This window comes from Saccharothrix longispora, from assembly GCF_030852425.1.
Lineage (GTDB): Bacteria > Actinomycetota > Actinomycetes > Mycobacteriales > Pseudonocardiaceae > Actinosynnema > Actinosynnema longispora.
In genome coordinates this window covers 19,516-41,506 of the sequence record NZ_NSDM01000015.1, presented here as the reverse complement: position 1 = coordinate 41,506, position 21,991 = coordinate 19,516, and the positions used below count along the sequence as shown (strand labels likewise).

Sequence of the window (21,991 nt, the reverse complement as noted above, 5' to 3'; positions counted from 1 at the left end):
GGTCATCGTGCCCAAGGGTTTCTACACCGACGACCGGGGCCGGGTGCGCCCGGTCGCCGGCGGCGGCGGGAAGGGCGGGCTGCTGCTGGCCGGACTGGTGGCGCTGAGCGCCGTCGGGTACGGCGGCGCCGTGGGGCTGAGCGCGGGTCCCGGTGAGGCCTCCGGGGCCGGCGGTTCCGGGTTGGGCCTGGCCGCGCGCAAGGCCGAGGGCGCCGACCTGGCCCGCCGGGGCGACGCCGAGGGCGCCTGGCTTCGCATGGGGCTGCGGGCGCACGCGCAGAGCCCCAGGGAGGGCGCGGACTGCGTCGCGGCCTCGTTCGGCGGGGTGCGGGAGTTCCTCCGGCGCACCCGCTGCGTCTCGATGGACCGCGTGCTGTTCACCGTCGGCGACGACGCGGGCAACACCATGGTGGTCTCGGTCGCCTGGGTGGAGTTCGCCTCGCGCGCCGACGCGCGCGAGTTCCAGGCCCTCCTGGACCAACCCGGCTCCGGCGACATCAGCCCGCTGCCGGGGGCGCTGGTCGGCCTGGGCGACGTGGCGTTCACCGGGGCCAACTACGGCGCCGAGCGGGAGCGCGGCACGGTCACCGTCGCGGAGGCGGAGCCGGTCGGCGGGTTCGTCACGCCGGAGGTGCTGGACGCGGTGGCGGAGGTGGCGGCGCTGCTGCCCCGCTGACCCGGCCCGAGGCCGCGGGACCAACCGCCGGACCGGCGAACACCGGATCGGCGAACGAGGCCCGCCGCGCCGCCCGGCGCAGCGTGCGCAGCAGCACCGGACCGGTCGCCAGCACCAGGACCGTCGTCGTGATCGCCCGGCCGACGTCCCAGCCCAGCGACGTGGCCAGGCTGAACAGCACCAGCCGCACCAGGTTGTCCGCGAGCGGCCCGCCGGGCTGGTAGGACAGCGACGTGCTCGCCGCGCCCAGCGCGAACGGCCAGAACGACAGGTTGAGCAGCAGCCCGTACACCAGCGACGCGACCGCGCTGTACGCGGCGAGCAGCGCCAACTCCGCCCCGCCGCCCGGCTTCGCCCCGCGGGGATTCGGCAGCAGGCCCGCGCCCAGCCCCACCCACGCCGCACCCAGCATCTGGTACGGCAGCCACGGACCCACGCCGCCGGTCAGCAGCGCCGACGCGAACAGCATCGTGTTGCCCAGGACGAACCCGAACCCCGGCCCGAACACCCGCCCGCCCAGCACGAGCAGGAAGAACACCGTCTCGATGCCCGCCGTGCCCGCGCCCAGCGGCCGGATCGCCGCGCCCAGCGCCGAGAGCACGCCCAGCACCGCCACGGCCTTGGCGTCCAGCCCGCCCTCGCTCAACTCGGCCAGCACCACGGCCAGCACCAGCGGCAGGAGCAGCGCGAACACCCACGGCGCCTCGGCGCCGCGCGCGATGCCCGCGTCGGCGGAGACCAGCAGCGGCCAGCCGAACGCCACCACGCTGATCGCCGCCGCCACGGTCAGCGCGACCGCGGCGCGCGGGCGCACGCGCAGGGCGTTCACCGGGCCTCCTCCAGGGCGTCGGCGACGTCCGCGACGGTCAGCCACCGGCGCGGCGCGAGCACCTTCGCCACCTGCGGCGAGAACACCGGTGAGGCGGTGACCACCTCGGCGGTCGGCCCGTCCGCGACCACCTCGCCGTCGGCCAGCACCACCACCCGCGTGGCGTACTCGGCGACGAACTCGACGTCGTGCGTGGCCAGCACGACCGCGTGCCCGTCGTCGGCGAGGTCGCGCAGCGCCCCCGCCAACCGGGTCTTCGCCGGGTAGTCCAGGCCCCGGGTCGGCTCGTCCAGCAGCACGACCCGCGGACGCGGGGTGAGCGCGACCGCCAGCACCAGCGCCAACCGCTGCCCCTCGGACAGGTCGCGCGGGTGCCGGTCGTCGGGGACGCCCGGCGCGAGCCGGTCCAGCAGCTCCCGGCACGTCCCACCGGGCCGTTCGGACTCCCGGTCCGCCTGCTCGCACTCGCCGCGCACGGTGTGCAGGTACAGCAGGTCCGCGGGCTGCTGCGGCACCAGGCCGACCGCGGCCCGCCGGGGCCCCGGCTCGAGGGAGGCCGGGTCGACGCCGTCCACCGCGACCTCGCCGCCGGACCGCTTCCCGGTGCCCTGCACCGCCCACAGCAGGCTCGACTTGCCCGACCCGTTGCGGCCCATGACCGCCACCCGCTCGCCCTCCCCGACGGTCAGCGACACCCCGCGCAGCGCGTCCACCGAGGAGTAGCGCACCCGCAGGTCGCGGGTGGTCAGCACGGTCGCGCCGGGGGAGCGGGGCACGTCGGGGCGGTCGTCGAGGCGGTCGCGCAGCGGGCCGGCCAGCCTCCGGGCGTCCCGGATGGACACCGGCACCGGCTCCCACCCGGCCAGCCGGCCCAAGCGCACGACCGGCGGCGCGACGGGCGCCCGCGCCAGCACGGGACCGGGCGCGCCGGCGACGGGCGCACCCCCGTCGCCGGGCAGCCACACGACCCGGTCCGCGTACTGGGCCACGCGCTCCAGCCGGTGCTCGGCGATGAGCACCGTCATGCCGAGGTCGTGCACGAGCCGGTGCAGCGCGGCCAGCACGTCCTCCGCCGCGCCCGGGTCCAGCGCCGACGTCGGCTCGTCGAGCACCAGCACCCTCGGGTGCGCGGTGAGGGCCGCGCCCACCGCGACCCGCTGCTGCTGGCCACCCGACAGCGCGGCCAGCGGCCGGTTCCGCAGCTCGGCCAGCCCCAGCAGGTCCAGGGTCTCCTCCACCCGCTTGCGCATCACCGCGTTCGGCAGCGCCAGCGACTCCATCGAGTACGCCAGCTCCTCCTCGACGGAGTCGGTGACGAACCCGGCCTGCGGGTCCTGCGCCACCACGCCCACCACGTCCGCCAGCTCGCGCGGCGGGTGGGTGCGGGTGTCTCGGCCGTCGACCAGGACGCGCCCGGCGAGCGTGCCGCCGGTGAAGTGCGGCACCAGCCCGTTGACCGCGCGCAGCAGGGTCGACTTGCCCGACCCGGTGCGGCCGACCACCAGGCACAGCTCGCCCTCCGGCACGTGCAGGTCCACCCCGGACAGCACCGGCCGCGCGGCCTCGCGGTAGGTGACGGTGACGTTCTCGAACCGGATCATGTCCTCTTCCCCGTCGGGCGGCCCGCGATCAGCACGGGGGCCAGGGCGCACAGCACGCCGAGCGCCGGCAGCAGCGGCAGCCCGGGCGCGGTCAGCGGCACGGTGCTCGCGGACAGCGCCGCGCCGCCCAGGTCGGCCGGCGCGAGGAACGCGGCCGACACCGCGACCAGGCCGGAGGCCACCACCAGCAGCTCGCGCGGGCCCCAGCGGTCCGGGCGGTACCGGCTGCGCCGCACCCGCCGCGACCCGCTCCACAGCCCGGCCACCGCCAGCGCCGACCCGACCGCCAGCACCGGCGCGCCGACCAGCGGCGACGACGTGCCGTCGAGCAGGCCGTACGCGCCGACGCACAGCCCCGCCAGCCCGCCGAGCACGAGCCCGCCGGTCAGCAGCCGGGCCCGCCGCGACTGGCCGGCCGTGCGCCCGTAGCCGCGCGAGTCCATCGCCGCGGCCAGCACCAGCGACCGCTCGAACGCGTCCTCCAGCACCGGGGCCAGCAGCACCCGCACCGCCCGCACCCCGCGCACCGCGTCACCGCGCAGCGCCCGCGCCCGGCGCACCGACCGCGCGCTCGCCACCAGCTGCGGGGCGACGGTCAGCGCCACCACCACCGCCACGCTCACCTCGTACAGCGCGGCGGGCAGCGACCTCAGCAGCCGCTTGGCGTTGGCCAGCGCGTTCGCCGCGCCCACGCAGCACAGCAGCGTCGCCAGCTGGAGGCCCTGGTACACCGCGAACGCCAGGCCCTCGGCGCTGACCGGCCCGCCGAGCCGCACGCCCCGCGCCCAGTCCGGCAGCGGCACCTCGGGCAGCGTGAGCAGCACCGTCGGCCCGGTCACGCCGCCGAGCAGCACGTGGAACAGCACCCGGATCGCGATCACCACCAGGCCGAACTTCAGGAACACGCCGTACGCGCTCGCCCACGGCGTGTCCTGGCGGCACGACACGGCCACGTACCCCGCGACCACGACGACGAGCGCGAGCAGCAGCGGGTTGTTCGTCCGGCCGGCGACCGCGCCCAGCGACAGCGCCCACAGCCACCACGCGCCGGGGTGCAGCGTCACTCCGCGGCCTTCGCGCGCCGCCGCGCGGTCCACACGCCCAGCCCGGCCAGCAACGCGATCACCACGACGGCGACGACCGGACCGGCCGTGCCGCCGGACGACGCGCCCGCGGTGGGGGCGACGGCGACGGGCGTGGCGCCCGGCGCGGTCGGGGAGCCGGTGGACGTCGGGGACGTGCCACCGGTCGGGGCGTCCGACGGGGACGGGGGCGCGCCGGCGGACGGGGTCGTGGTCGGTCCGGGTCCGCCGGTCGGCTGCCCCGGCTGGACGGGTTGCCCCGGTCGGTCCGCCGTCGACCGCGGTGCCGGCTGCCCCGGGTTCGGCGCGGGCGGCTGGGGTGCGGGTGGCTGGGGTGCGGGTGGCTGCGGCGCCGGCGGCTGGGGTTTCGGCGCGGGCGCGGGCGGCGCGACGCCGGGCGGCTCACCCGCGCCGAAGGACCAGCCCTCGACGGTGCCGGCCGCCGGGTCGTACGCGCTCGCCGACGTGCTGCTGTAGGTCCACGACCCACCGGGCCGCGCGTGCCAGTAGGACCAGTGCGCCGAGGTGGGGGAGGTGCCGACGCACGGGTCCGCGGCCTGGCCGGGCAGGCCGTCGATCCGGCACACGAACCCCGGCTGCCGGGCGGCGAAGGTGAAACCGAAGCCGGCGGCGGTCAACGCGCCCGTGCCCGACGCCGGGTCGCCCGCCGCGCAGCCCGTGCGCACACCGCCGCCCAACGAGCGGAAGTCCACGACCACCGCGACCCCGGCGCAGTCGGCCGCCACCGCGTGCGGAGGAGCCGCGACCGGCGCCAGCCCGACCACCGCCGCGACGGCCAGGACCCGCCGCCACCCGCCGGTCACGGTGCGACCGGTGCGGTGGCGCACCGGCGTCCGGTCATCGCCGCCCCCGCGCCACGTGCCGCTCGCGGGCCAGCGCCAGCACCAGCGCGCCACCGACCACCAGCAGCGCGCCCAGCCACAGCGCCGGACCGACCGCCACACCGGTGCGGGCGAGGGTGCCGCCACCGCCCACCGCGACCACCTCGGTCGTCGTGGTGGTCGTCGCGGGGGGCGCGTCCGTCGTCGAGGTGGCGTCCGGAGTGGACGCCGCAGTCGTGGTCGTCCCGGTGCCGGTCGTCCCAGTGGTGGTCGTCGTGGTGGTCGTGCCGCTGCCCGGAGGCGTGCCCGCGCAGTCGAGCACCGGCGCGCCCGTGCGGTCGCCGACCGACGACAGGGCCGCGTAGCCGACACCGGCGACGCCGAGCACGGCCTGCGTCGTGGCGCGCGTCGCGCTGCCCGTGGCGAACCCGGTCCGGTCGAACGCGAACGCGCCGCGGTCGGCCTCCGGGCCCGAGCACCCGACCTGCAACGACTCCAGGAAGGCGACGGCCCGGTCGGCCGCCCCGGTCCGGCCGCCCATCCGCAGCGCCTGGGCGGCGAGGCCGGTGCTGTTGGCGTTGCCCTCGGCGGAACCGTCCTCGCCGGCGAACCCGCCGCTGTCCGCCTGCCGGCGCTCCAGCCAGGTCAGGCCCGGTGCGGCGTCGTCCGGCCGATCGGCGGCCAGCAACGCCTGCACGGCCATCGCGGTGGCGTCCACGTGGGACGTGCACGGCGCGGTCGCCGGCACCAGCGGGTAGCCGCCGTCGTCCGGGCAGCGGCCGCCGGCCAGGAAGTCGACGGCGTCCCGCGGCGCGCCGCCCGCCCGGTCGAGCGCGAGCACCGCGAACGCCTGGGTGAAGCCGTTGGAGTAGTCCTGGTACGCCGTCCGGTCGGTGAACCGGCCGGACGGGGCCTTGAGCGCGGTCAGGCCGGCCACCAGGTCGACGCCGCCGAAGTCCGTCGGGTCCGCGCCCGACACCGAGGCGAACAGGGCGAGCTTCGCGTGCGCGCCCGCGTACGACTCCCGCTCCGGGGCGTCGAAGTGCAGGTAGTTGCCCATGACCTCGGGTCGGGAGACCCACGCGCCGATGCGCTCCACGCCGTCCCGGGCGACGTCGGCGGCGGCGAGGGCGAACCCGAGGTCCAGCGTCAGGCCCTGGTCGGGGTAGGCGACGCCGTCGACGACGATCTCCAGGTGGTCGCCGCCCACGAGCTGCCGCGTGAGCCAGCCCCCGGCGGTCCCGGCGCGGTCCTCGGTGGACCACGCCTGCGCGGCGGGGGCCGCGGCCAGTGCGGCGAGCGCGACGGCGGCGGCGGCGGTCCGTCTGAGCGGCATGGTCGACCTTTCCGGGGCGCAAGGCGCGAGCGGGCCCCGGGCGGCCGTCGTCGGCCCCCTGGGCTCCCACCCGTTGACCTCGACGGTGTCAGGAGCGCGGTGCGCACGACAGGTGTTCGGGCTCGTTCCCTGCGGGAACCCACCGTTGCGGGTCAGCGCCGGATTCCGACCGGCTTCCCCTGTTCACGCGCGATTGCCGATCGTCTTTCACCAATCACGGCGTGTCAATCCGCCTCAGGCGCGATGCTGATCACCCCTACGTACGGTTACCGTCAACCAGTTCAAACCTGGGGAATGAGGGGTGTGGGATGTCGACTCTGGCGTCGGTGCGCGACGGCTTGGTGGCGTGGGTCGCACGGCGTTCGGCGACGCGGTGGGTGATGGGCAAGATCGGTTCACGGGCGTTGTCGCTGCTCCCGGACCGTGCGCTGGTCCCGCTGAAGCGGGACGGGGTGGTGCCGGTCGCGGAGCTGGAGCGGATGAGGGAGGCAGGGGCGGTGCACCGCCTGCCCGTGCCGTTCGGGGTGCGGCTGTGGTTGGTCACCGGCCACGCCGAGGCCAAGAAGGTGCTTTCCGACACAGGGGCGTTCAGTAACGATTACGCCCGCCTCGGCGCCGCGGTCGGCCGCATCGAGCAGTCGCCCGGCGGTCTCGGCTTCGCGGACGCGCCGGACCACACGCGCCTGCGGAAGCTGCTCACACCCGAGTTCACCATGCGCCGGCTGTCCCGGCTCGTGCCGCGCATCGACGAGATCGTCACGCAGCGGCTCGACGCCATGGAGGCCGCGCCCGGTCCGGTGGACCTGGTCAAGGAGTTCGCGCTGCCGATCCCGTCGCTGACGATCTGCGAGCTGCTCGGCGTGCCCTACGAGGACCGCGAGCGGTTCCAGGAGCTGGCCGCCGCCCGGTTCGACCTGTTCGGCGGCGGCGCGGGGCAGGCGCTGGGCGCGATCTCCGAGTCGCTGAAGTACATGCAGGAGATCGTCGAGCGCGAGCGCCGCTCGCCCGGCGACGGCCTGATCGGGATGATCATCCGCCAGCACGGGGACGACGTGAGCGACGAGGAGCTGGCCGGCCTGGCCGACGGCGTGCTCACCGGCGGGTTCGACACCACCGCCTCGATGCTCGCGCTCGGCGCCATCGTGCTGCTGCGCGACGAGCGGGCGCGGGCCTCGATGCGCGACGACGACGCCGCGGTCGCGCCGCTGGTGGAGGAGCTGCTGCGGCACCTGAGCGTGGTGCAGGTGGCGTTCCCGCGCTTCGCCCGGCACGCCCTGGACGTCGGTGACCAGCGGATCGAGGAGGGCGACGTGGTCGTGGTGTCGCTGTCGGCGGCCAACCGCGAGGGCACGCCCGACTTCGACCACACCCGCGGGTCCTCGGCGCACCTGGCGTTCGGCTACGGCGCGCACCGCTGCGTGGGTGCCGAGCTGGCGCGGATGGAGCTGCGCGCGGCCTACCCCGCCCTGCTGCGCCGGTTCCCGGACCTGCGCCTGGCCGACCGGCAGCCCGGGTTCCGCGCCGCGTCGATCGTGCACGGCGTGGACGAGCTGCTGGTCCACACCCGCTGACACCCCGGCCCGATCGTGGAGCACCGCTTGATCCGGCTTGAGCAGGTTTCGCTTTTCTTGAAGCGTCGGTCGCGGGACGGTGGTCCCATGACCGGGCGGAGCGCACTGCGGACGGGGGTGCCGGCCCTGCTGTGGGGTCGGCGTTCCTGTGGATCGAACTGGCCCTGACCGGCTTCACACCCGTGCAGGTGGCCGTCGTCCGGTGCGCCCTCGGGGCCGGCGTGCTGCTGGTCCCGGCCCGCCGGTCCCGGCAGCGGTTGCCGCGCGGGCTGTGGCCGCACCTCGTCGTCGCCGCGCTGTTCTGCAACGCCGTGCCGTTCCTGCTGTTCGGCATCGGCCGGCAGAGCGTCGACTCCGGTGTGGCCGGTGTCCTCAACGCCACCACGCCCCTGTGGTCGCTGCTCATCGGGCTGCTGCCGGCTCCGAACGCGGCACCACGCCGGCCCGCGTGCTCGGGCTGGTCCTCGGGTTCGGCGGCGTGCTGCTCATCTTCGCCCCGCGGCGGGCGGTGTGCCGGGGTGGGGCGTGCTCGCCCTCGCGGCCGTCGCCGCGAGCTACGCCGTCGCGTTCGCCCACATGGGACGGACCCTCGTCGGGCACGGCGCGCCGCTGGCCGTGTCCGCGGCCCGGCTCGCCGCCGCCACCGGCCTCGGCGCGCTCGCGCTGCCGTTCGACCGCGCACCCGCCACGCCGAGCGCGACGGCGGTCGTGGCGGCCGTCGTGCTCGTGCTGCCCGTGGTGTCCGTCGCCCTCGGCGCGGTCTTCCTGGGCGAACCGCTCACGCCGCGCGTGGTCCTCGGCGTGCTGGTGGTGCTCGCGGGCGTGGCGATGACCCGGACGGTCCCGGCCAAGAGGCCGCCCGAGCGACGTCCCCCTTACCAGTTGTCGGTTATGTCCACCCAGCGTGACGTGCCGCGCGGCCGATCGGCCGACCTCGGTTGACCACGTGATCACCGCTGGTCAGGCTGCTGGGGTGACCCCGGACGAGTGATGTCCGCTCCGTCAACCCTGCGTCGGAGCGCACCGGCCCGGGGACCGCCCGAGGAGCCGACACGTGCGTCCTTCCACGCGAACACTCGCCGTCCTCTCCGCCGCCGCCACGGCCGTCGGCCTCACCGCCGGGACGGCCCAGGCCGCCCCCGCGCACCAGGCCGACGTCCACCACGCCACCTCGTCCGCGACGGTCCGACCCGTCGCGGACACCTACATCGTCAGCCTGGACACCTCCGCCCTGGCCCGCACCGCGCGCAGCGGGCGGGCCGTCGCCGCCACCGCGGGCGCCACCCCGACGCACGTGTGGGACACGGCGTTCACCGGGTTCTCCGCGAAGCTCACCCCGGCCCAGTTGCGCAAGCTCAGCCGCGACCCCGCCGTCACCGCCATCGAACAGGACGTGCTGGTCACCGACGCGCTCGACGCCACCCAGGCCAACCCGCCGTCGTGGGGCATCGACCGCGTCGACCAGCGCACCCTGCCGCTGTCGGCGAGCTACACGTACACCTACACCGGCGCGGGCGTGCACGCCTACGTCATCGACACGGGCATCACCCCGAGCCACCCCGACTACGGCGGCCGGGCGACGTTCGACTTCAACGCCGTGGACGCCAACAACACCGACTGCCACGGCCACGGCACGCACGTCGCCGGCACCATCGGCTCGAACACCTACGGCGTCGCCAAGGGCGTGCGGCTGCACGGCGTGAAGATGATGAACTGCTCCGGCAGCGCCACCACCACGGCCGCGATCAACGCCGTCAACTGGGTGACCGCCAACCACGTCAAGCCGGCCGTGGCCAACACGTCGTGGAACTTCACCCCGTCGGCCGCCCTGGAGACCGCGATCCGCAACATGATCGCCGCCGGCGTCTTCCTGGCCACCTCGGCGGGCAACACCGGCGGCAACTCGTGCGACCGCCTGCCCCGCAAGGTCGAGACCGCGTCCGTCGTGGCCTCCTCCGAGCGCACCGACGCGCGGTCGTCGTTCTCCAGCACCGGCGCGTGCGTCGACCTCTACGCGCCCGGTGGCGCCATCACCTCCACCCTGCGCACCGGCGCCGCCGGCGCGATGAGCGGCACGTCGATGGCCACGCCGCACGTGGCCGGCGTGGCCGCGCTCTACAAGCAGCGCCACGGCGACCAGTCGTCGGCGACCGTCCACAACTGGTTGAACTCCGGCGCCACCCCGAACGTCGTCACCAACGGCGCGACGGGCGGCACGGCCAACCGCCTGCTGTTCACGAACGGCCTGTGACCGTCCCCGGCGCGCGGGGCCCTCGTCACCCCCGCGCGCCGGGCACCCGTTCGTGACCGGTTCGTCCCGTTCACACCGCGCAGACCCCTTCGTCGGAACCACCGTTGCTGCACCCGGTGTATTCCCCGGTGGTGACGGGATCGTTACAGTCAGTTCTGGGAACGCTCCCAGAAACGACAACGAAGGGGTTGTTGTGCGAAATCTGCTGGCGGCGCTGGCCGCTGTGGTGTCGACGGCGGGGCTGGTGGTGATCGGCGGGAACAGCACCGCCGGCGCCGCACCCGTCTGCGCGGTGGACTACAAGCTGAACCAGTGGGCCACCGGGTTCACCGCCAACGTGACCGTGACCAACCAGTCCGCTCCGGTCACCTCCTGGCAGCTCTCCTGGACCTTCGCCGGGAACCAGGTCGTCAGCTCCGGCTGGAGCGCCGACGTCAAGCAGTCCGGCAACCGGGTCACCGTCTCCAACGCGCCGTGGAACGGGGCGCTGGGCACGGGCGCGAGCGCGCAGTTCGGCTTCCAGGCCACCTACAGCGGCACGAACGCGGTGCCCGCCGACTTCTCGTTCAACGGCGTCTCGTGCAGCGGTGACGGCCCCACCACGACCACCACCACCACCACCACCACCACGACGACGACCACCACGGACGTGCCTCCGGTCGACTGCGGCACGGCGACGCTGTGCGACGACTTCGAGCAGCAGACCGGCGGTCAGCCGAGCGGCAGGTGGACCGTCGGCGCGGCCAACTGCACCGGCCAGGGCACGGTGAGCGTCGACAGCTCGGTCGCGCGCAGCGGCTCGAAGTCCGTGCGCGTCAACGGCGCGGCGGGCTACTGCAACCACATCTTCTTCGGCACCCCGCTGACCGGCACGGGCACCGTGCACGGCCGGTTCTTCGTCCGCCACACCACGGCCCTGCCGATGGCGCACGTGACGTTCGCGGCGCTCAAGGACAGCGCCGACAACGGCAAGGACCTGCGCATCGGCGGCCAGAACGCGGCCCTCCAGTGGAACCGCGAGTCCGACGACGCGACCCTGCCCGAGCAGAGCCCGCAGGGCGTCGCGCTGAGCAAGCCGCTGCCGGTGAACCAGTGGAACTGCGTCCAGTTCACCATCGACCCGTCCGGCAGGCTGTCCACCTCCCTCAACGGCGAGGCGGTCGCCGGCCTCCAGGTCGACGGCGTGCCCACGCGCGACATCGACCAGCAGTGGCTGAACAAGGCGTGGCGGCCCGCCGTCACCGACCTGCGGCTGGGCTGGGAGAGCTACGGCGACGGCGGCGACACCCTCTGGTACGACGACGTCGCGGTCGGCTCCTCGCCCATCGGCTGCTGACCACCGGCCGACCCCGACCACGGTGCGGCGCCCGGCCCCCGACCGGGCGCCGCACCCTCCCCGCCGTTCGGGCGGTCGGGTGAATCCGGCCGATGTCGGCCGGTCACCCGGTGGGGTGGTGCGACGCTGGCGGCTCCGGTCGTGGGCACGACCGGGGGAGGTGGCCGCGTGGTGACGCCGAAGCCGACCGGGCCCGACGAGCCGGGGGCCCGCAACACCGCCTCCGGGACGGTCGCCGGGGTGGTGCAGGCCGGGGTGGTGCACGGTGACGTGCACCTGCACGCACCGCGGCCGGCCGCGCCGGTCGTGCCGCGCCAGTTGCCCACCGCGCCGGCGGCGTTCGCCGGACGCGAGGCGGAGCTGGCCGCGCTGGACCGCGCCCTGACCACCGCACCGGACGACGGGGACGGCGCGGCGGTGGTGATCACGGCGATCGGCGGGGCGGGCGGCATCGGCAAGACCTGGCTGGCGCTGGCCTGGGCCCACCGCAACCTGCACCGGTTCCCCGACGGCCAGCTGTTCGTCGACCTGCGCGGCTTCAGCCCCGCCGAGCGGCCCACCGCGCCGGGCGACGCGGTGCGCGGCTTCCTCACCGCCCTCGGCGTCGCCCCCGACCGCCTCCCGCCGAACCTCGCCGCGCAGGCGGCGCTGTACCGCAGCCTGGTCGCGGGCAGGCGGGTGCTGGTCGTGCTGGACAACGCCGCCACGAGCGAGCAGGTCGTCCCGCTGCTGCCCGGCAGCCCCACCTGCACCGTGCTGGTCACCGGCCGCACCAGGCCGGCATCCCTGATCGACCGGCACGGCGCCCGCCACCTGCCCCTGGACGTCCTCGCCCACGCCGAGGCGCACGCCCTGCTGACCCGGCGGCTCGGCGGCCCGCGCGTGGCCGCCGAACCCGACGCGGTCGACACCCTGGTCGGGCTGTGCGGCCGGCACCCGCTGGCGCTGGCGATCACCGCCCGGCACGCCGCCACCCGCCCGCACGTCCCGCTGGCCGAGTTCGCGGACGAACTGCGCGAACTCGGGCTGGCGATGCTCGACCACGACACCGACCCGGCCGCGAGCCTGCCCGCGGTGCTCTCGTGGTCCCTGCGCCGGCTCGCCGACGGGCAGCGCCGGGTGTTCGCGCTGCTCGGGATCGCCCCCGGTCCGGACACCGACCTGCCCGCCGCCACCTCCCTCGGCGGCCTGCCCCGCACCGAGACGCGCAGGGTCCTGCACGCCCTGGAGGACGCGTCCCTGCTCGACCGGCACCCGCACGGCCGCTACTCGATGCACGACCTGGTCCGCGCCTACGCCGCCGGCCTCGCCGACGACCTGGCGGGACCGGCGCGGCGCGCGGCGCTGGACCGGGTGGTCGACCACCACCTGCACACCGGGTTCGCCGCGGCCCGCCTGCTCAAGCCGCACCGCACGTCGATCCGGCTCGACCCGCCCGTCGCCGGCGCCCGACCCCACCCGCTGCCGGACCACGCGGCCGCGCTGGACTGGCTGGACGCCCACCACGCGCACCTGCTGGCCGCCCAGCGGACCGCCGCCGCCCTGGAGCGGCATGCGGCGGTGTGGCAGATCGCCTGGACCCTGCACACCTTCCACCAGCGGCGCGGGCACCGCCACGCCGACCTGGCCGCGTGGCGGGCCGCGGCGGACGTCGCGGACCACCTGCCCGACCCCGCCACCCGCGCCCTGGCCCATCGGCTCCTCGGCCGCGCCCACGCCGCGCTCGGGCAGCATGAACAGGCCGTCCTCCACCTGCACGAGGCGCTCGCGCAGGCCGAGCGGCACGGCAACCCCGCCCAGCGGGCCCACGCCCACAACGCCCTCGCCCGGGTGTGGGAGCGGCGGGGCGACGACCGCCGCGCGCTGGAGCACGCCCGGCACGCCCTGGACCTCTTCCGCGCCCTCGACCAGCCGGTGTGGGAAGCCGAGGCGTGCACCGCGGTGGGCTGGTGCGCCGCCCGGCTCGGCGACCACGACACCGCCCGCGACCACCACCGGGCCGCCCTCGCGCTGCACCGCCGGCACCACGACCCCGAGGGCGAGGCGGACGCCCTGGACGGCCTGGGCTTCACCGACCACCGCACCGGGCGCCACGACCGGGCCGTCGACCACCACGAGCGGGCCCTCGCCCTGTACCGCTCCCTCGGCCACACCACCGCGGCCGCCGGGGTCCTCGACCGCCTCGGCCACCCCCACGTCGCGCTGGGCCACCGCGAACGGGCCCGCGAGGCGTGGCGGGAGGCCCTGGACCTGTACCGGCGGCAGGGCCGGGACGGCGAGGCCGAGGACGTCCGACGGCGGCTCGACGACCTCGACCGGACCGGACCGGCGCGCGGGGACGGAGACGCGGGGGAGGGGGAAGCGGGGGAGGCCCCTCAGAACGGCAGGCCCGCGTAGTTCTCCGCCAGGCCCGTCGCCGCCGCGGTGGACGAGCACACGTACCGCAGTTGGCTGAGCTGGAGCTCCCGGTCCAGCGCGTCACCGGTGGTGTGCAGCATCGTGGTCATCCACCAGGAGAAGTGCGTGCACCGCCAGACCCGGTGCAGCGCCCGCTCCTCGTAGCCGTCGAGCAGGTCCGTGCGGCCCGAGCCGAAGAACGCCTCCAGTGCCCGCGCCAGCACGGCGACGTCCGCCACCGCCAGGTTCAGCCCCTTCGCGCCGGTCGGCGGCACGATGTGCGCGGCGTCGCCGACCAGGAACAGCCTCCCGTGCCGCATGGGGGTGCTGACGAAGCTGCGCATCGGCGTGATGCCCTTGTCCACGACCGGGCCGCGGTCGAGCGTCCACCCGTCCAGGCCGAGCCGGGTTTCCAGCGCGGACCAGATCCGCTCGTCGGACCAGTCCTCGATGCGCTCGGCCGGGTCGACCTGGAGGTAGAGCCTGCTCAGCACCGGCGACCGCATGCTGTGCATGGCGAACCCGTCCGGGTGCCAGGCGTAGATCAGCTCGTCGGTCGACGGCGGGACCTCGGCCAGGATGCCCAGCCAGCCGAACGGGTAGTGCCGCTCCCACTGCGTGCGCAGCGCGGCGGGGATCGTCTCCCGGCTCACGCCGTGGAAGCCGTCCGCGCCCACCACCACGTCGGCGGTGAGCCGCCTCGGCGTGCCGGAGGAGTCCGTGAACGACACCGACGGCCGGTCGGTGTCGAGGTCGTGCAGCGCGGTCCCAGCGACCTCGAAGTGCACGTGCTCGTGCCGCGCGGCCAGCAGGTCCTTCACGACCTCGGTCTGCCCGTAGACCCACACCGAGCGCCCGGTCAGCTCGCGGAAGTCGAGGCGGTGGCGGGTCCCGGGCCACTGGAGGTGGATGCCGTCGTGCCGCAGGCCCTCGGCCTTGAGCCGGTCGCCGAGCCCCGCGTCGATCAGCAGGTCCGCGGTGCCCTGCTCCAGCACGCCGGCCCGGATGCGCGCCTCGACGTAGGCGCGCGAGCGGTTCTCGACGACGACCGAGTCGATGTCGTGCAGGGCGAGCAGGTGGGAGAGCAGCAACCCGGCGGGACCGGCACCGACGACGGCGACCTGTGTGCGCATGGCGGCCAAGCCTGCTCCGCGCCGGGGAACCGGCCAAGGCGGGGCTTCCGCTCAGCGGCAGTCGGCCGGGTGGAGCCTCCGCGGAGGTCCGTCACGGGCGGGCGAGCACGCGTGAGATGCCGCCCGCGGCGACGCGCAGCGCGGTGACGTGCCGTTCGGGGTCGCGGTGGGTCGCCACGACCAGGCCGAGGGCCGCCACCACCGCGCCGTCCGCGGCGCGCACCGGCACCGCCGCGGAGCACGAGCCCAGCGTCATCTCCTGCGCGGTGCGGGCGTGCCCCCGGCGGCGCACCCCGGCCAACTCGCGCAGCAACCGGCCCGGCTCGGTGATCGTGTACGGGGTGCACCGCTCCAGGGCGGCCACGACGCGGGCGACGACGTCCCGCGGCGCGTGCGCCAGCAGCACCTTGCCGACGCCGGTGGCGTGCAGCGGCAACCGGCCGCCCGCCCGGCTCACCACCGGGACCGAGCCGTGGCCGTGGATGCGCTCCAGGTAGAGCGCGGTGGTGTCGTCGCGCACGGCGAGGTGCACGTTCTCCCGCGTCGCCTCGTACAGGTCCTGCATGAACGGCAGCGCCGCCTCGCGCAGCTCCACCTGCACGCGGGCCAGCAGCCCGAGCCGCCACAGCCGCCTGCCGACCACGTACCGGCGGTCCGGGAGGCGTTCCAGCACCTGGTGCGCGACCAGGTCGCCGGCCAGCCGGTGCGCGGTGGACAGCGGCAGGCCGCTGCGCCGGGCCAGCTCGGCCAGCGGCAGCCCGTCCGGGTGCCCGTCGAGGGCGGTGAGCACGTCGAGCGCGCGGGCCACCACGCTCCTGCCCGAGGACCCGCCCGCCACCGGCTGAACGTAGGAGGCGTTCGGGCGCACGTCAACGCCGCGGGGGTCGGCGGGCGCCCGCCGACCCCCGCGACTACCGGATCACGCCGCGGTGACCGAGACGTCGTCCAGCACGAACGAGGTCTGGTACGACCAGTCCTCGGCGCCGGTGAAGCTCAGCGCCACGGTCTGGCCCGCGAAGGCGCCCAGGTCGAGGGAGCGCAGCGCGTAGCCCGACGGGGTCAGGTTGGTGTAGGTCGCCAGGGTGGTCGCCCCGGCCTTGACGGTGAAGGTGTCGAACACCGCCGGCTCGTACTCCGCCGTGCTGACCTTCAGCCAGAACGACAGCGTGGTGCCGGTGCAGCCCGCCGGGACGGTGACGGTCTGGCTCAGCGTCTCGGTGTAGGTGTAGCCGTAGCCGCTGATCCAGGACGACCGCGAGCCGGTGCGCGGCGCGCCGGCGCCGGTCCACGGGCCGATCGTCCAGGTGGCGTTGGACCAGCCGGTGGTGCCGCTCTCGAAGCCGCCGTTCGCGAGCTTCTCGCCGGGCGCGGAGCAGGAGCCGCCGGGCGGGGTGATCGTCCAGGTGAACGACGTCGAGCCGGTGCGGCCCGCCGCGTCGGTGGTCGTCGCGGTCACCGGGTAGGCGCCCGCGGTGGTGGGCGTGCCGGAGATCAGGCCGGTCGAGGCGTCGATCGACAGGCCGGGCGGCAGGCCGGTGGCCGACCAGGTGTACGGCGGGGTGCCGCCGGTGGCCTTGAGCTGGAGGCTCGTGGCGGTGCCGACGACGCCGGTCTGGTTGCCGGGCGGGGTGACGGACGGGTTGCCCGGGCCGGGGCCGCCGCCGGTGTTGGTGAACAGCAGCCGGTTCGGGGAGCCCGCGCCCGGCGAGGTGATCTTGTTCGGCGTGGAGTTCGCCACCATGGCGCTCGCGACCTGCGCGGGCGTCAGCGACGGGGTGGCGCCCAGCAGCAGCGCCGCGCCGCCCGCGACGTGCGGCGCGGCCATCGACGTGCCGCTGATGGTGTTGGTCGCGGTGTCGTTGGTGTTCCAGGTGGAGGTGATGTTCTGGCCCGGGGCGAAGATGTCGCTGCACGTGCCGTAGTTGGAGAACGAGGCCCGCGCGTCGCCGTTCGTCGAGGCGTTGACCGTGATCGCCTCGGCGACGCGCGCCGGGGTGAAGTTGCACGCGTCGGCGTTGGAGTTGCCCGAGGCGATGGCGTAGGTGACGCCGTCGGCGATCGAGTTGCGGACCGCGTTCTCGCCGGTCACGTCGCTGCCCTGGCCCCCGAGGCTCATGTTCGCCACGGCAGGGCCGGAGGTGTGGTGGCCGGTGACCCAGTCGATGCCCGCGGCGACACCGGCGAACGAGCCGGAACCGGCGCAGTTGAGCACCTTGACCGCGACCAGCGTGACGCCCTTGGCCACGCCGTGCGCCGCGCCGCCGACCGTGCCGGCGACGTGCGTGCCGTGGCCGTTGCAGTCGGTGTTGTTGGTGTCGACGGTGTTGGTGCCCCAGGTGGCGCGGCCGCCGAAGTCGGAGTGCGTGGTGCGGATGCCGGTGTCGATGATGTACGCGGTGACGCCGGAGCCGTTGTTCGGGTGGGTGTAGGACGAGTCCAGCGGCAGGTCGCGCTGGTCGATGCGGTCCAGGCCCCACGACGGCGGGTTGGGTTGGGTGTCGGTCGCCCGGATCTCGCCGTTCTGCTGGACGTAGGCGACGCCGGGTTCGGCGGCGAGCTTGCGCGCCGCCTTCTCGGACAGCGTGCCCGCGAAGCCCTTGAGCGCGTGGCGGTAGGTGAAGTCGACCCGGGCGTCGTACTTGGCGCTCAGGTCGGCGGTGAGCGCGTCGACGCTCTGGGTGGACAGCTGGTCGTAGACGACGATGTAGCTGTCCGCGATCGCGGTCGGGTTGTTCGCGCCGAGGATCTCTCCCTCGGCGGCGGCGGTCGTGGCGCTCGTGGTCAGGGCCAGCGCCGTGAGGGCGGCTGTGCCTAAGGCGACCAGGGCGCGTCTGGGTGCGCGAACGTCTCCCATCGCAGGGTTCTCCCTCGTGCAGGGGTTCCGGCGACCCGATGCGGCTCGGGGTCGTCGGATCGGGTGATTCCCGGTCACGTACGCGCGGACGTGGTCGGGAACGTTAGAGCAGCCCTCCTACCTGGACAATCGGCCGCACGTGTACGTGCCGTACGGGGTACCGAACCCCGTACGGGTGAACACGGGCCTGCTCGGTACCAGTGGTCCCTATTACTTCAGTGTGGATAAAGAAAACACCAACAGGTGGCGACTTCACCGGGTTGGGCGACGATCACGAGCACACGACGCCGAAGACGCGGGAGGAACCGGGTGGACGAGCACGACTACCTGCGGCACGACGGGCTGGCGCTGGGCGCGCTGGTGGCGGCGGGCGAGGTGACGCCGGCGGAGCTGCTCGCCCTCGCGAGGGCCCGCGCGAGGGCGGTGAACCCGACCGTGAACGCCATCTGCGCGTGGGTGGACGACCACGCCGACCGGCGGGTCGGGGAAGAGCTGTCCGGTCCGTTCGCGGGGGTGCCGTTCCTGCTCAAGGACCTGCACCAGGACCTGGCGGGCACGCCGACGTCCAACGGCTCGCGCGCGTTGGCGGGCGTGGTGGCGACGAGCACCAGCACGGTGGTGCGGCGGTGGCTGGACGCGGGGGTGGTGGTGTTCGGCAAGACCAGCACGCCGGAGTTCGGGTCGAAGGGGGTCACCGAGCCGGTGCTGTTCGGGCCGGCGCGCAACCCGTGGGACCCGAGCCGCACGCCGGGTGGGTCGTCGGGCGGGTCCGCGGCGGCGGTGGCGGCGGGGGTGGTGCCGGTGGCCGGGGCCAGTGACGGTGGCGGGTCGATCCGCATCCCGGCGGCGTGCACGGGGTTGGTGGGGTTGAAGCCGGGGCGGGGGTTGGTGCCGTTCGGGCCGGACGAGAGCGAGCCGTTGAGCGGGTTGGCGACGCACGGGGTGGTGTCGCGGACGGTGCGGGACACGGCGGCGATGCTGGACGTGCTGGTGGGGGCGGACGCGATGAGCCCGTTCGCGCCGGGGGTGCCGGCGGGATCGCTGCTGGCCGGGTTGGGGGAGGGGCCGGGGCGGTTGCGGGTGGGGTTCACGACGCGGTGCGCGTTGCGGGGGACTCCGCACCCGGAGGCGGTGCGGGCGGTGGAGCGGGCGGCGGAGCTGCTGGTGGGGTTGGGGCACGAGGTGGAGGAGGTGGCGCCGCCGCACGACGACCGGCGGTTGGGGCGGGACTTCCTGACGATCTGGTTCGTGCACCAGGCGGTGGAGGTGGCGCGGATCAAGCGGGCGTACGGGGTGGGTGACGGGGCGTTCGAGCCGGACACGGTGTTGATGGCGGCGTTGGGGCGGTCGTTCGGGGCGGTGGAGCTGGAGGCGGCGCAGGAGCGGCGGCGTGAGCACATCGCGGCGTTGGCGGGGTTCCACGAGCGGTTCGACCTGTTGATGACGCCGACGTTGGGGGAGCCTCCGGTGCGGGTGGGGGCGTTGGACACGCCGGCGGTGTTGCGGGCGGTGGCGGGTGGGCTGGTGCGGGTGGGCGGGTCGCGGTTGTTGCGGTTGGGCGGCGCGGTGGACCAGGTGGTGGAGCGGAACCTGGCGTGGGTGCCGTACACGCAGTTGGCGAACGTGACGGGGCGTCCGGCGATCAGCCTGCCGCTGCACCGGACGGCGGAGGGGTTGCCGATGGGGGTGCAGTTCGTGGGTCGGTTGTCGGCGGAGGGGGTGTTGTTGCGGTTGGCGCGGCAGTTGGAGGAGGCGGCGCCGTGGGAGCTGCCGGTGGTGGCCGGCTCCCACGGCGCGGTGGTGGGTCAGCGGCCGACGTAGGTCCTGAGGTGTCGGGCGGTGAGGGTGTCGGCGGTGTCGACGAGGTGGGTGGGGGTGCCTTCGAAGACGATGCGGCCGCCGTCGTGGCCCGCGCCGGGGCCGAGGTCGATGATCCAGTCGGCGTGGGCCATGACGGCTTGGTGGTGCTCGATGACGATGACGGTGTTGCCGTCGTCGACGAGGCGGTCGAGCAGGGCGAGGAGTTGGTCGACGTCGGCGAGGTGCAGGCCGGTGGTGGGTTCGTCGAGGATGTAGGTGGAGGCCTTCTCGGCCATGTGGATGGCGAGTTTGAGGCGTTGGCGCTCGCCGCCGGAGAGGGTGGTGAGGGGTTGGCCGAGGGAGAGGTAGCCGAGGCCGACGTCGACGAGTCGGGCGAGGACGGCCTGGACCTGCTTCTCGGTGAAGAAGGCGCGGGCTTCGGTGACGGACATGGCGAGGACGTCGCTGATGTCGTGGTCGCGGAGGGTGTAGGTGAGGACTTCGGGGGTGAACCGCTTGCCGTCGCACTCCTCGCAGGTGGTGGCGACGCCGGCCATCATGGCGAGGTCGGTGTAGACGAGGCCGATGCCCTTGCACTTGGGGCAGGCGCCGTCGCTGTTGGCGCTGAAGAGGGCGGGTTTGACGCCGTTGGCCTTGGCGAAGGCGGTGCGGATGGGGTCGAGGAGTCCGGTGTAGGTGGCGGGGTTGGAGCGGCGGGAGCCGCGGATGGGGGATTGGTCGACGGTGACGACGCCGGGGCGGCCGGCGAGTGAGCCGTGGACGAGGCTGGACTTGCCGGAGCCGGCGACGCCGGTGACGACGGTGAGGACGCCGAGGGGGATGTCGACGGAGACGTTCTTGAGGTTGTGGAGGTCGGCGCCGGTGACGGGGAGGTGGCCGGTGGGGGTGCGGACGTGGTCGCGGAGTCGGGCGCGGTGGTCGAGGTGGCGTCCGGTGAGGGTGTCGGAGGCGCGGAGTTCGGCGACGGTGCCGGTGAAGGTGATGTGGCCGCCGTTGGCTCCGGCTCCGGGGCCGAGGTCGACGACGTGGTCGGCGATGGAGATGGTTTCGGGTTTGTGCTCGACGACGAGGACGGTGTTGCCCTTGTCGCGCAGGAGGAGCAGCAGGTCGTTCATGCGCTGGATGTCGTGGGGGTGCAGGCCGGTGGTGGGTTCGTCGAAGACGTAGGTGACGTCGGTCAGGGCGCTGCCGAGGTGGCGGACCATCTTGACGCGTTGGGCCTCGCCGCCGGAGAGGGTGGCGGAGGGGCGGTCGAGGCTGAGGTAGCCGAGGCCGATGCCGACGAGGGAGTCGAGGAGTTCGCGCAGGGTGGTGAGCATGGGGCCGACGGAGTCGTCCTGGATCTTGGCGACCCAGTCGGCGAGGTCGCTGATCTGCATGGCGGAGCAGTCGGCGATGTTGGTGCCGTCGATGGTGCTGGAGAGGGCGGCGGCGTTGAGGCGGGCGCCGTGGCAGTCGGGGCACTCGGTGAAGGTGACGGCGCGGTCGACGAAGGCGCGGACGTGGGGTTGCATGGATTCGCGGTCCTTGGCCAGGAAGAGGCGTTGGACCTTGACGACGAGTCCTTCGTAGCTGACGTTGGTCTTGCCGATCTTGACCTTGGTGGCGTCGCGGTGGAGGAGGGCGTCCCACTCGGCGGGGGTGAAGTCGGCGAGTTTCTTGTCGGGGTCGTAGAAGCCCGAGTGGACGTAGGTCTGGACGTACCAGGCGTCGGTGCTGAAGCCGGGGACGGTGATGGCTCCTTCGGTGAGGGACTTGGTGCGGTCGACGAGTTGGTCGACGTCGATGGTGGAGGTGCGGCCGAGGCCTTCGCAGCGGGGGCACATGCCTTCGGGGAGGTTGAAGCTGAAGGCGCCGCTGGTGCCGATGCGGGGTGTGCCGAGGCGGCTGAAGAGGATGCGGAGCATGGTGTGGGCGTCGGTGGCGGTGCCGACGGTGGAGCGGGAGTTGGCGCCCATGCGTTCCTGGTCGACGATGATGGCGGCGCTGAGGTTGCGCAGGGCGTCGACGTCGGGGCGGCCGAGGTTGGGCATGAAGGACTGGACGAACGCGGTGTAGGTCTCGTTGATGAGCCGTTGTGATTCGGCGGCGATGGTGCCGAAGACGAGGCTGGACTTGCCGGAGCCGGAGACGCCGGTGAAGACGGTGAGCCGCCGTTTGGGGATGTCGACGGAGATGTCGGCGAGGTTGTTCTCGCGTGCGCCGCGCACTTCGATGACGTCGTGGCTGTCGGCAGGCGTGCCCATGCTTCTTCCCCCTGGT

The 21,991-nt window shown here is 74.7% G+C and carries 15 protein-coding genes, 1 pseudogene and 1 riboswitch; of the genes and pseudogenes, 7 read left to right on the top strand and 9 right to left on the bottom strand.

The genetic code is table 11. The features are described 5' to 3' along the window. Positions 1-7 precede the first annotated feature (7 nt). Positions 8-676 (top strand): hypothetical protein, encoded by a 669-nt coding sequence (locus tag CKY47_RS29890; protein ID WP_306749661.1) that lies wholly within the window; start codon positions 8-10, stop codon positions 674-676. Here the strand turns inward: CKY47_RS29890 and CKY47_RS29885 are convergent. Genes CKY47_RS29885 through CKY47_RS29865 form a run of 5 tightly spaced genes read right to left on the bottom strand, consistent with a single transcriptional unit; the run spans position 621 to position 6,366 of the window. Further along, a complete protein-coding gene (locus tag CKY47_RS29885) occupies positions 621-1,505 on the bottom strand; it encodes an ECF transporter S component (protein WP_306749660.1) in 885 nt (294 codons plus the stop codon). The genes CKY47_RS29890 and CKY47_RS29885 overlap by 56 nt on opposite strands. Further along, positions 1,502-3,106 (bottom strand): ABC transporter ATP-binding protein, encoded by a 1,605-nt coding sequence (locus tag CKY47_RS29880; protein WP_306749659.1) that lies wholly within the window; start codon positions 3,104-3,106, stop codon positions 1,502-1,504. Before CKY47_RS29880 ends, CKY47_RS29885 begins: the two co-directional genes overlap by 4 nt. Further along, a complete protein-coding gene (locus tag CKY47_RS29875; protein WP_306749658.1) occupies positions 3,103-4,170 on the bottom strand; it encodes a CbiQ family ECF transporter T component in 1,068 nt (355 codons plus the stop codon). Before CKY47_RS29875 ends, CKY47_RS29880 begins: the two co-directional genes overlap by 4 nt. After that, the gene (locus CKY47_RS29870) at positions 4,167-5,036 is read right to left on the bottom strand and encodes a hypothetical protein (RefSeq protein ID WP_306749657.1); all 870 of its coding nucleotides are present in this window, start codon (positions 5,034-5,036) and stop codon (positions 4,167-4,169) included. The genes CKY47_RS29875 and CKY47_RS29870 overlap by 4 nt, the downstream gene beginning before the upstream one ends. A gap of 10 nt (positions 5,037-5,046) precedes the next feature. Further along, a complete protein-coding gene (locus CKY47_RS29865) occupies positions 5,047-6,366 on the bottom strand; it encodes a prenyltransferase/squalene oxidase repeat-containing protein (RefSeq protein WP_306749656.1) in 1,320 nt (439 codons plus the stop codon). Between the two features lie 91 nt (positions 6,367-6,457). After that, positions 6,458-6,586, bottom strand: a riboswitch (cobalamin riboswitch). An 88-nt stretch (positions 6,587-6,674) separates the two neighbouring features. Here CKY47_RS29865 and CKY47_RS29860 point away from each other — a divergent pair. The 5 genes and pseudogenes from CKY47_RS29860 (at position 6,675) to CKY47_RS29840 (ending at position 13,921) form a co-directional block, all read left to right on the top strand. Next, positions 6,675-7,937: a cytochrome P450 gene (locus CKY47_RS29860; protein ID WP_306749655.1), complete on the top strand. Its 1,263-nt coding sequence runs from the start codon at positions 6,675-6,677 to the stop codon at positions 7,935-7,937. An 87-nt stretch (positions 7,938-8,024) separates the two neighbouring features. After that, positions 8,025-8,879: pseudogene (locus CKY47_RS29855) on the top strand (DMT family transporter). A gap of 112 nt (positions 8,880-8,991) precedes the next feature. Further along, positions 8,992-10,188 carry a S8 family peptidase gene (locus CKY47_RS29850; protein WP_306749654.1) on the top strand — a complete coding sequence of 399 codons (1,197 nt, stop codon included), beginning with the start codon at positions 8,992-8,994 and terminating at the stop codon, positions 10,186-10,188. Positions 10,189-10,381: 193 nt separating this feature from the next. Continuing rightward, positions 10,382-11,524: a cellulose-binding domain-containing protein gene (locus CKY47_RS29845; protein WP_306749653.1), complete on the top strand. Its 1,143-nt coding sequence runs from the start codon at positions 10,382-10,384 to the stop codon at positions 11,522-11,524. Positions 11,525-11,692: 168 nt separating this feature from the next. Continuing rightward, on the top strand, positions 11,693-13,921 hold the full coding sequence (locus CKY47_RS29840; protein ID WP_306749652.1) for an ATP-binding protein: 2,229 nt from the start codon (positions 11,693-11,695) through the stop codon (positions 13,919-13,921). Here the strand turns inward: CKY47_RS29840 and CKY47_RS29835 are convergent. The 3 genes from CKY47_RS29835 to CKY47_RS29825 all read right to left on the bottom strand — a co-directional run bounded on the left by CKY47_RS29835 (position 13,900) and on the right by CKY47_RS29825 (position 17,908). Beyond that, entirely contained in the window at positions 13,900-15,054 is a 1,155-nt protein-coding gene (locus CKY47_RS29835) for a 4-hydroxybenzoate 3-monooxygenase (protein WP_306749651.1), read from the bottom strand. The two genes, CKY47_RS29840 and CKY47_RS29835, sit on opposite strands and share 22 nt — an antisense overlap. Positions 15,055-15,145: 91 nt before the next feature. Next, positions 15,146-15,892: an IclR family transcriptional regulator gene (locus CKY47_RS29830; protein WP_306749650.1), complete on the bottom strand. Its 747-nt coding sequence runs from the start codon at positions 15,890-15,892 to the stop codon at positions 15,146-15,148. Between the two features lie 81 nt (positions 15,893-15,973). Further along, entirely contained in the window at positions 15,974-17,908 is a 1,935-nt protein-coding gene (locus CKY47_RS29825; RefSeq protein WP_306749649.1) for a S8 family serine peptidase, read from the bottom strand. Positions 17,909-18,217: 309 nt separating this feature from the next. Between CKY47_RS29825 and CKY47_RS29820 the strand changes: the two genes are divergently transcribed. Further along, a complete protein-coding gene (locus tag CKY47_RS29820; RefSeq protein WP_306749648.1) occupies positions 18,218-19,729 on the top strand; it encodes an amidase in 1,512 nt (503 codons plus the stop codon). On the opposite strand, the gene CKY47_RS29815 is transcribed toward CKY47_RS29820, so the two are convergent. Further along, positions 19,714-21,975, bottom strand: a complete 2,262-nt coding sequence (locus tag CKY47_RS29815) for an ATP-binding cassette domain-containing protein (RefSeq protein ID WP_306749647.1) — start codon at positions 21,973-21,975, stop codon at positions 19,714-19,716. The genes CKY47_RS29820 and CKY47_RS29815 overlap by 16 nt on opposite strands. Positions 21,976-21,991 lie beyond the last annotated feature (16 nt).

What these genes read in the sequence shown, in the direction of transcription:
- CKY47_RS29865 (WP_306749656.1), bottom strand. Translation starts at nt 6,366, where the DNA reads ATGCCGCTCAGACGGACCGCCGCCGCCGCCGTCGCGCTCGCCGCACTG.
- CKY47_RS29860 (WP_306749655.1), top strand. Translation starts at nt 6,675, where the DNA reads ATGTCGACTCTGGCGTCGGTGCGCGACGGCTTGGTGGCGTGGGTCGCA.
- CKY47_RS29815 (WP_306749647.1), bottom strand. Translation starts at nt 21,975, where the DNA reads ATGGGCACGCCTGCCGACAGCCACGACGTCATCGAAGTGCGCGGCGCA.
- CKY47_RS29880 (WP_306749659.1), bottom strand. Translation starts at nt 3,106, where the DNA reads ATGATCCGGTTCGAGAACGTCACCGTCACCTACCGCGAGGCCGCGCGG.
- CKY47_RS29825 (WP_306749649.1), bottom strand. Translation starts at nt 17,908, where the DNA reads ATGGGAGACGTTCGCGCACCCAGACGCGCCCTGGTCGCCTTAGGCACA.
- CKY47_RS29835 (WP_306749651.1), bottom strand. Translation starts at nt 15,054, where the DNA reads ATGCGCACACAGGTCGCCGTCGTCGGTGCCGGTCCCGCCGGGTTGCTG.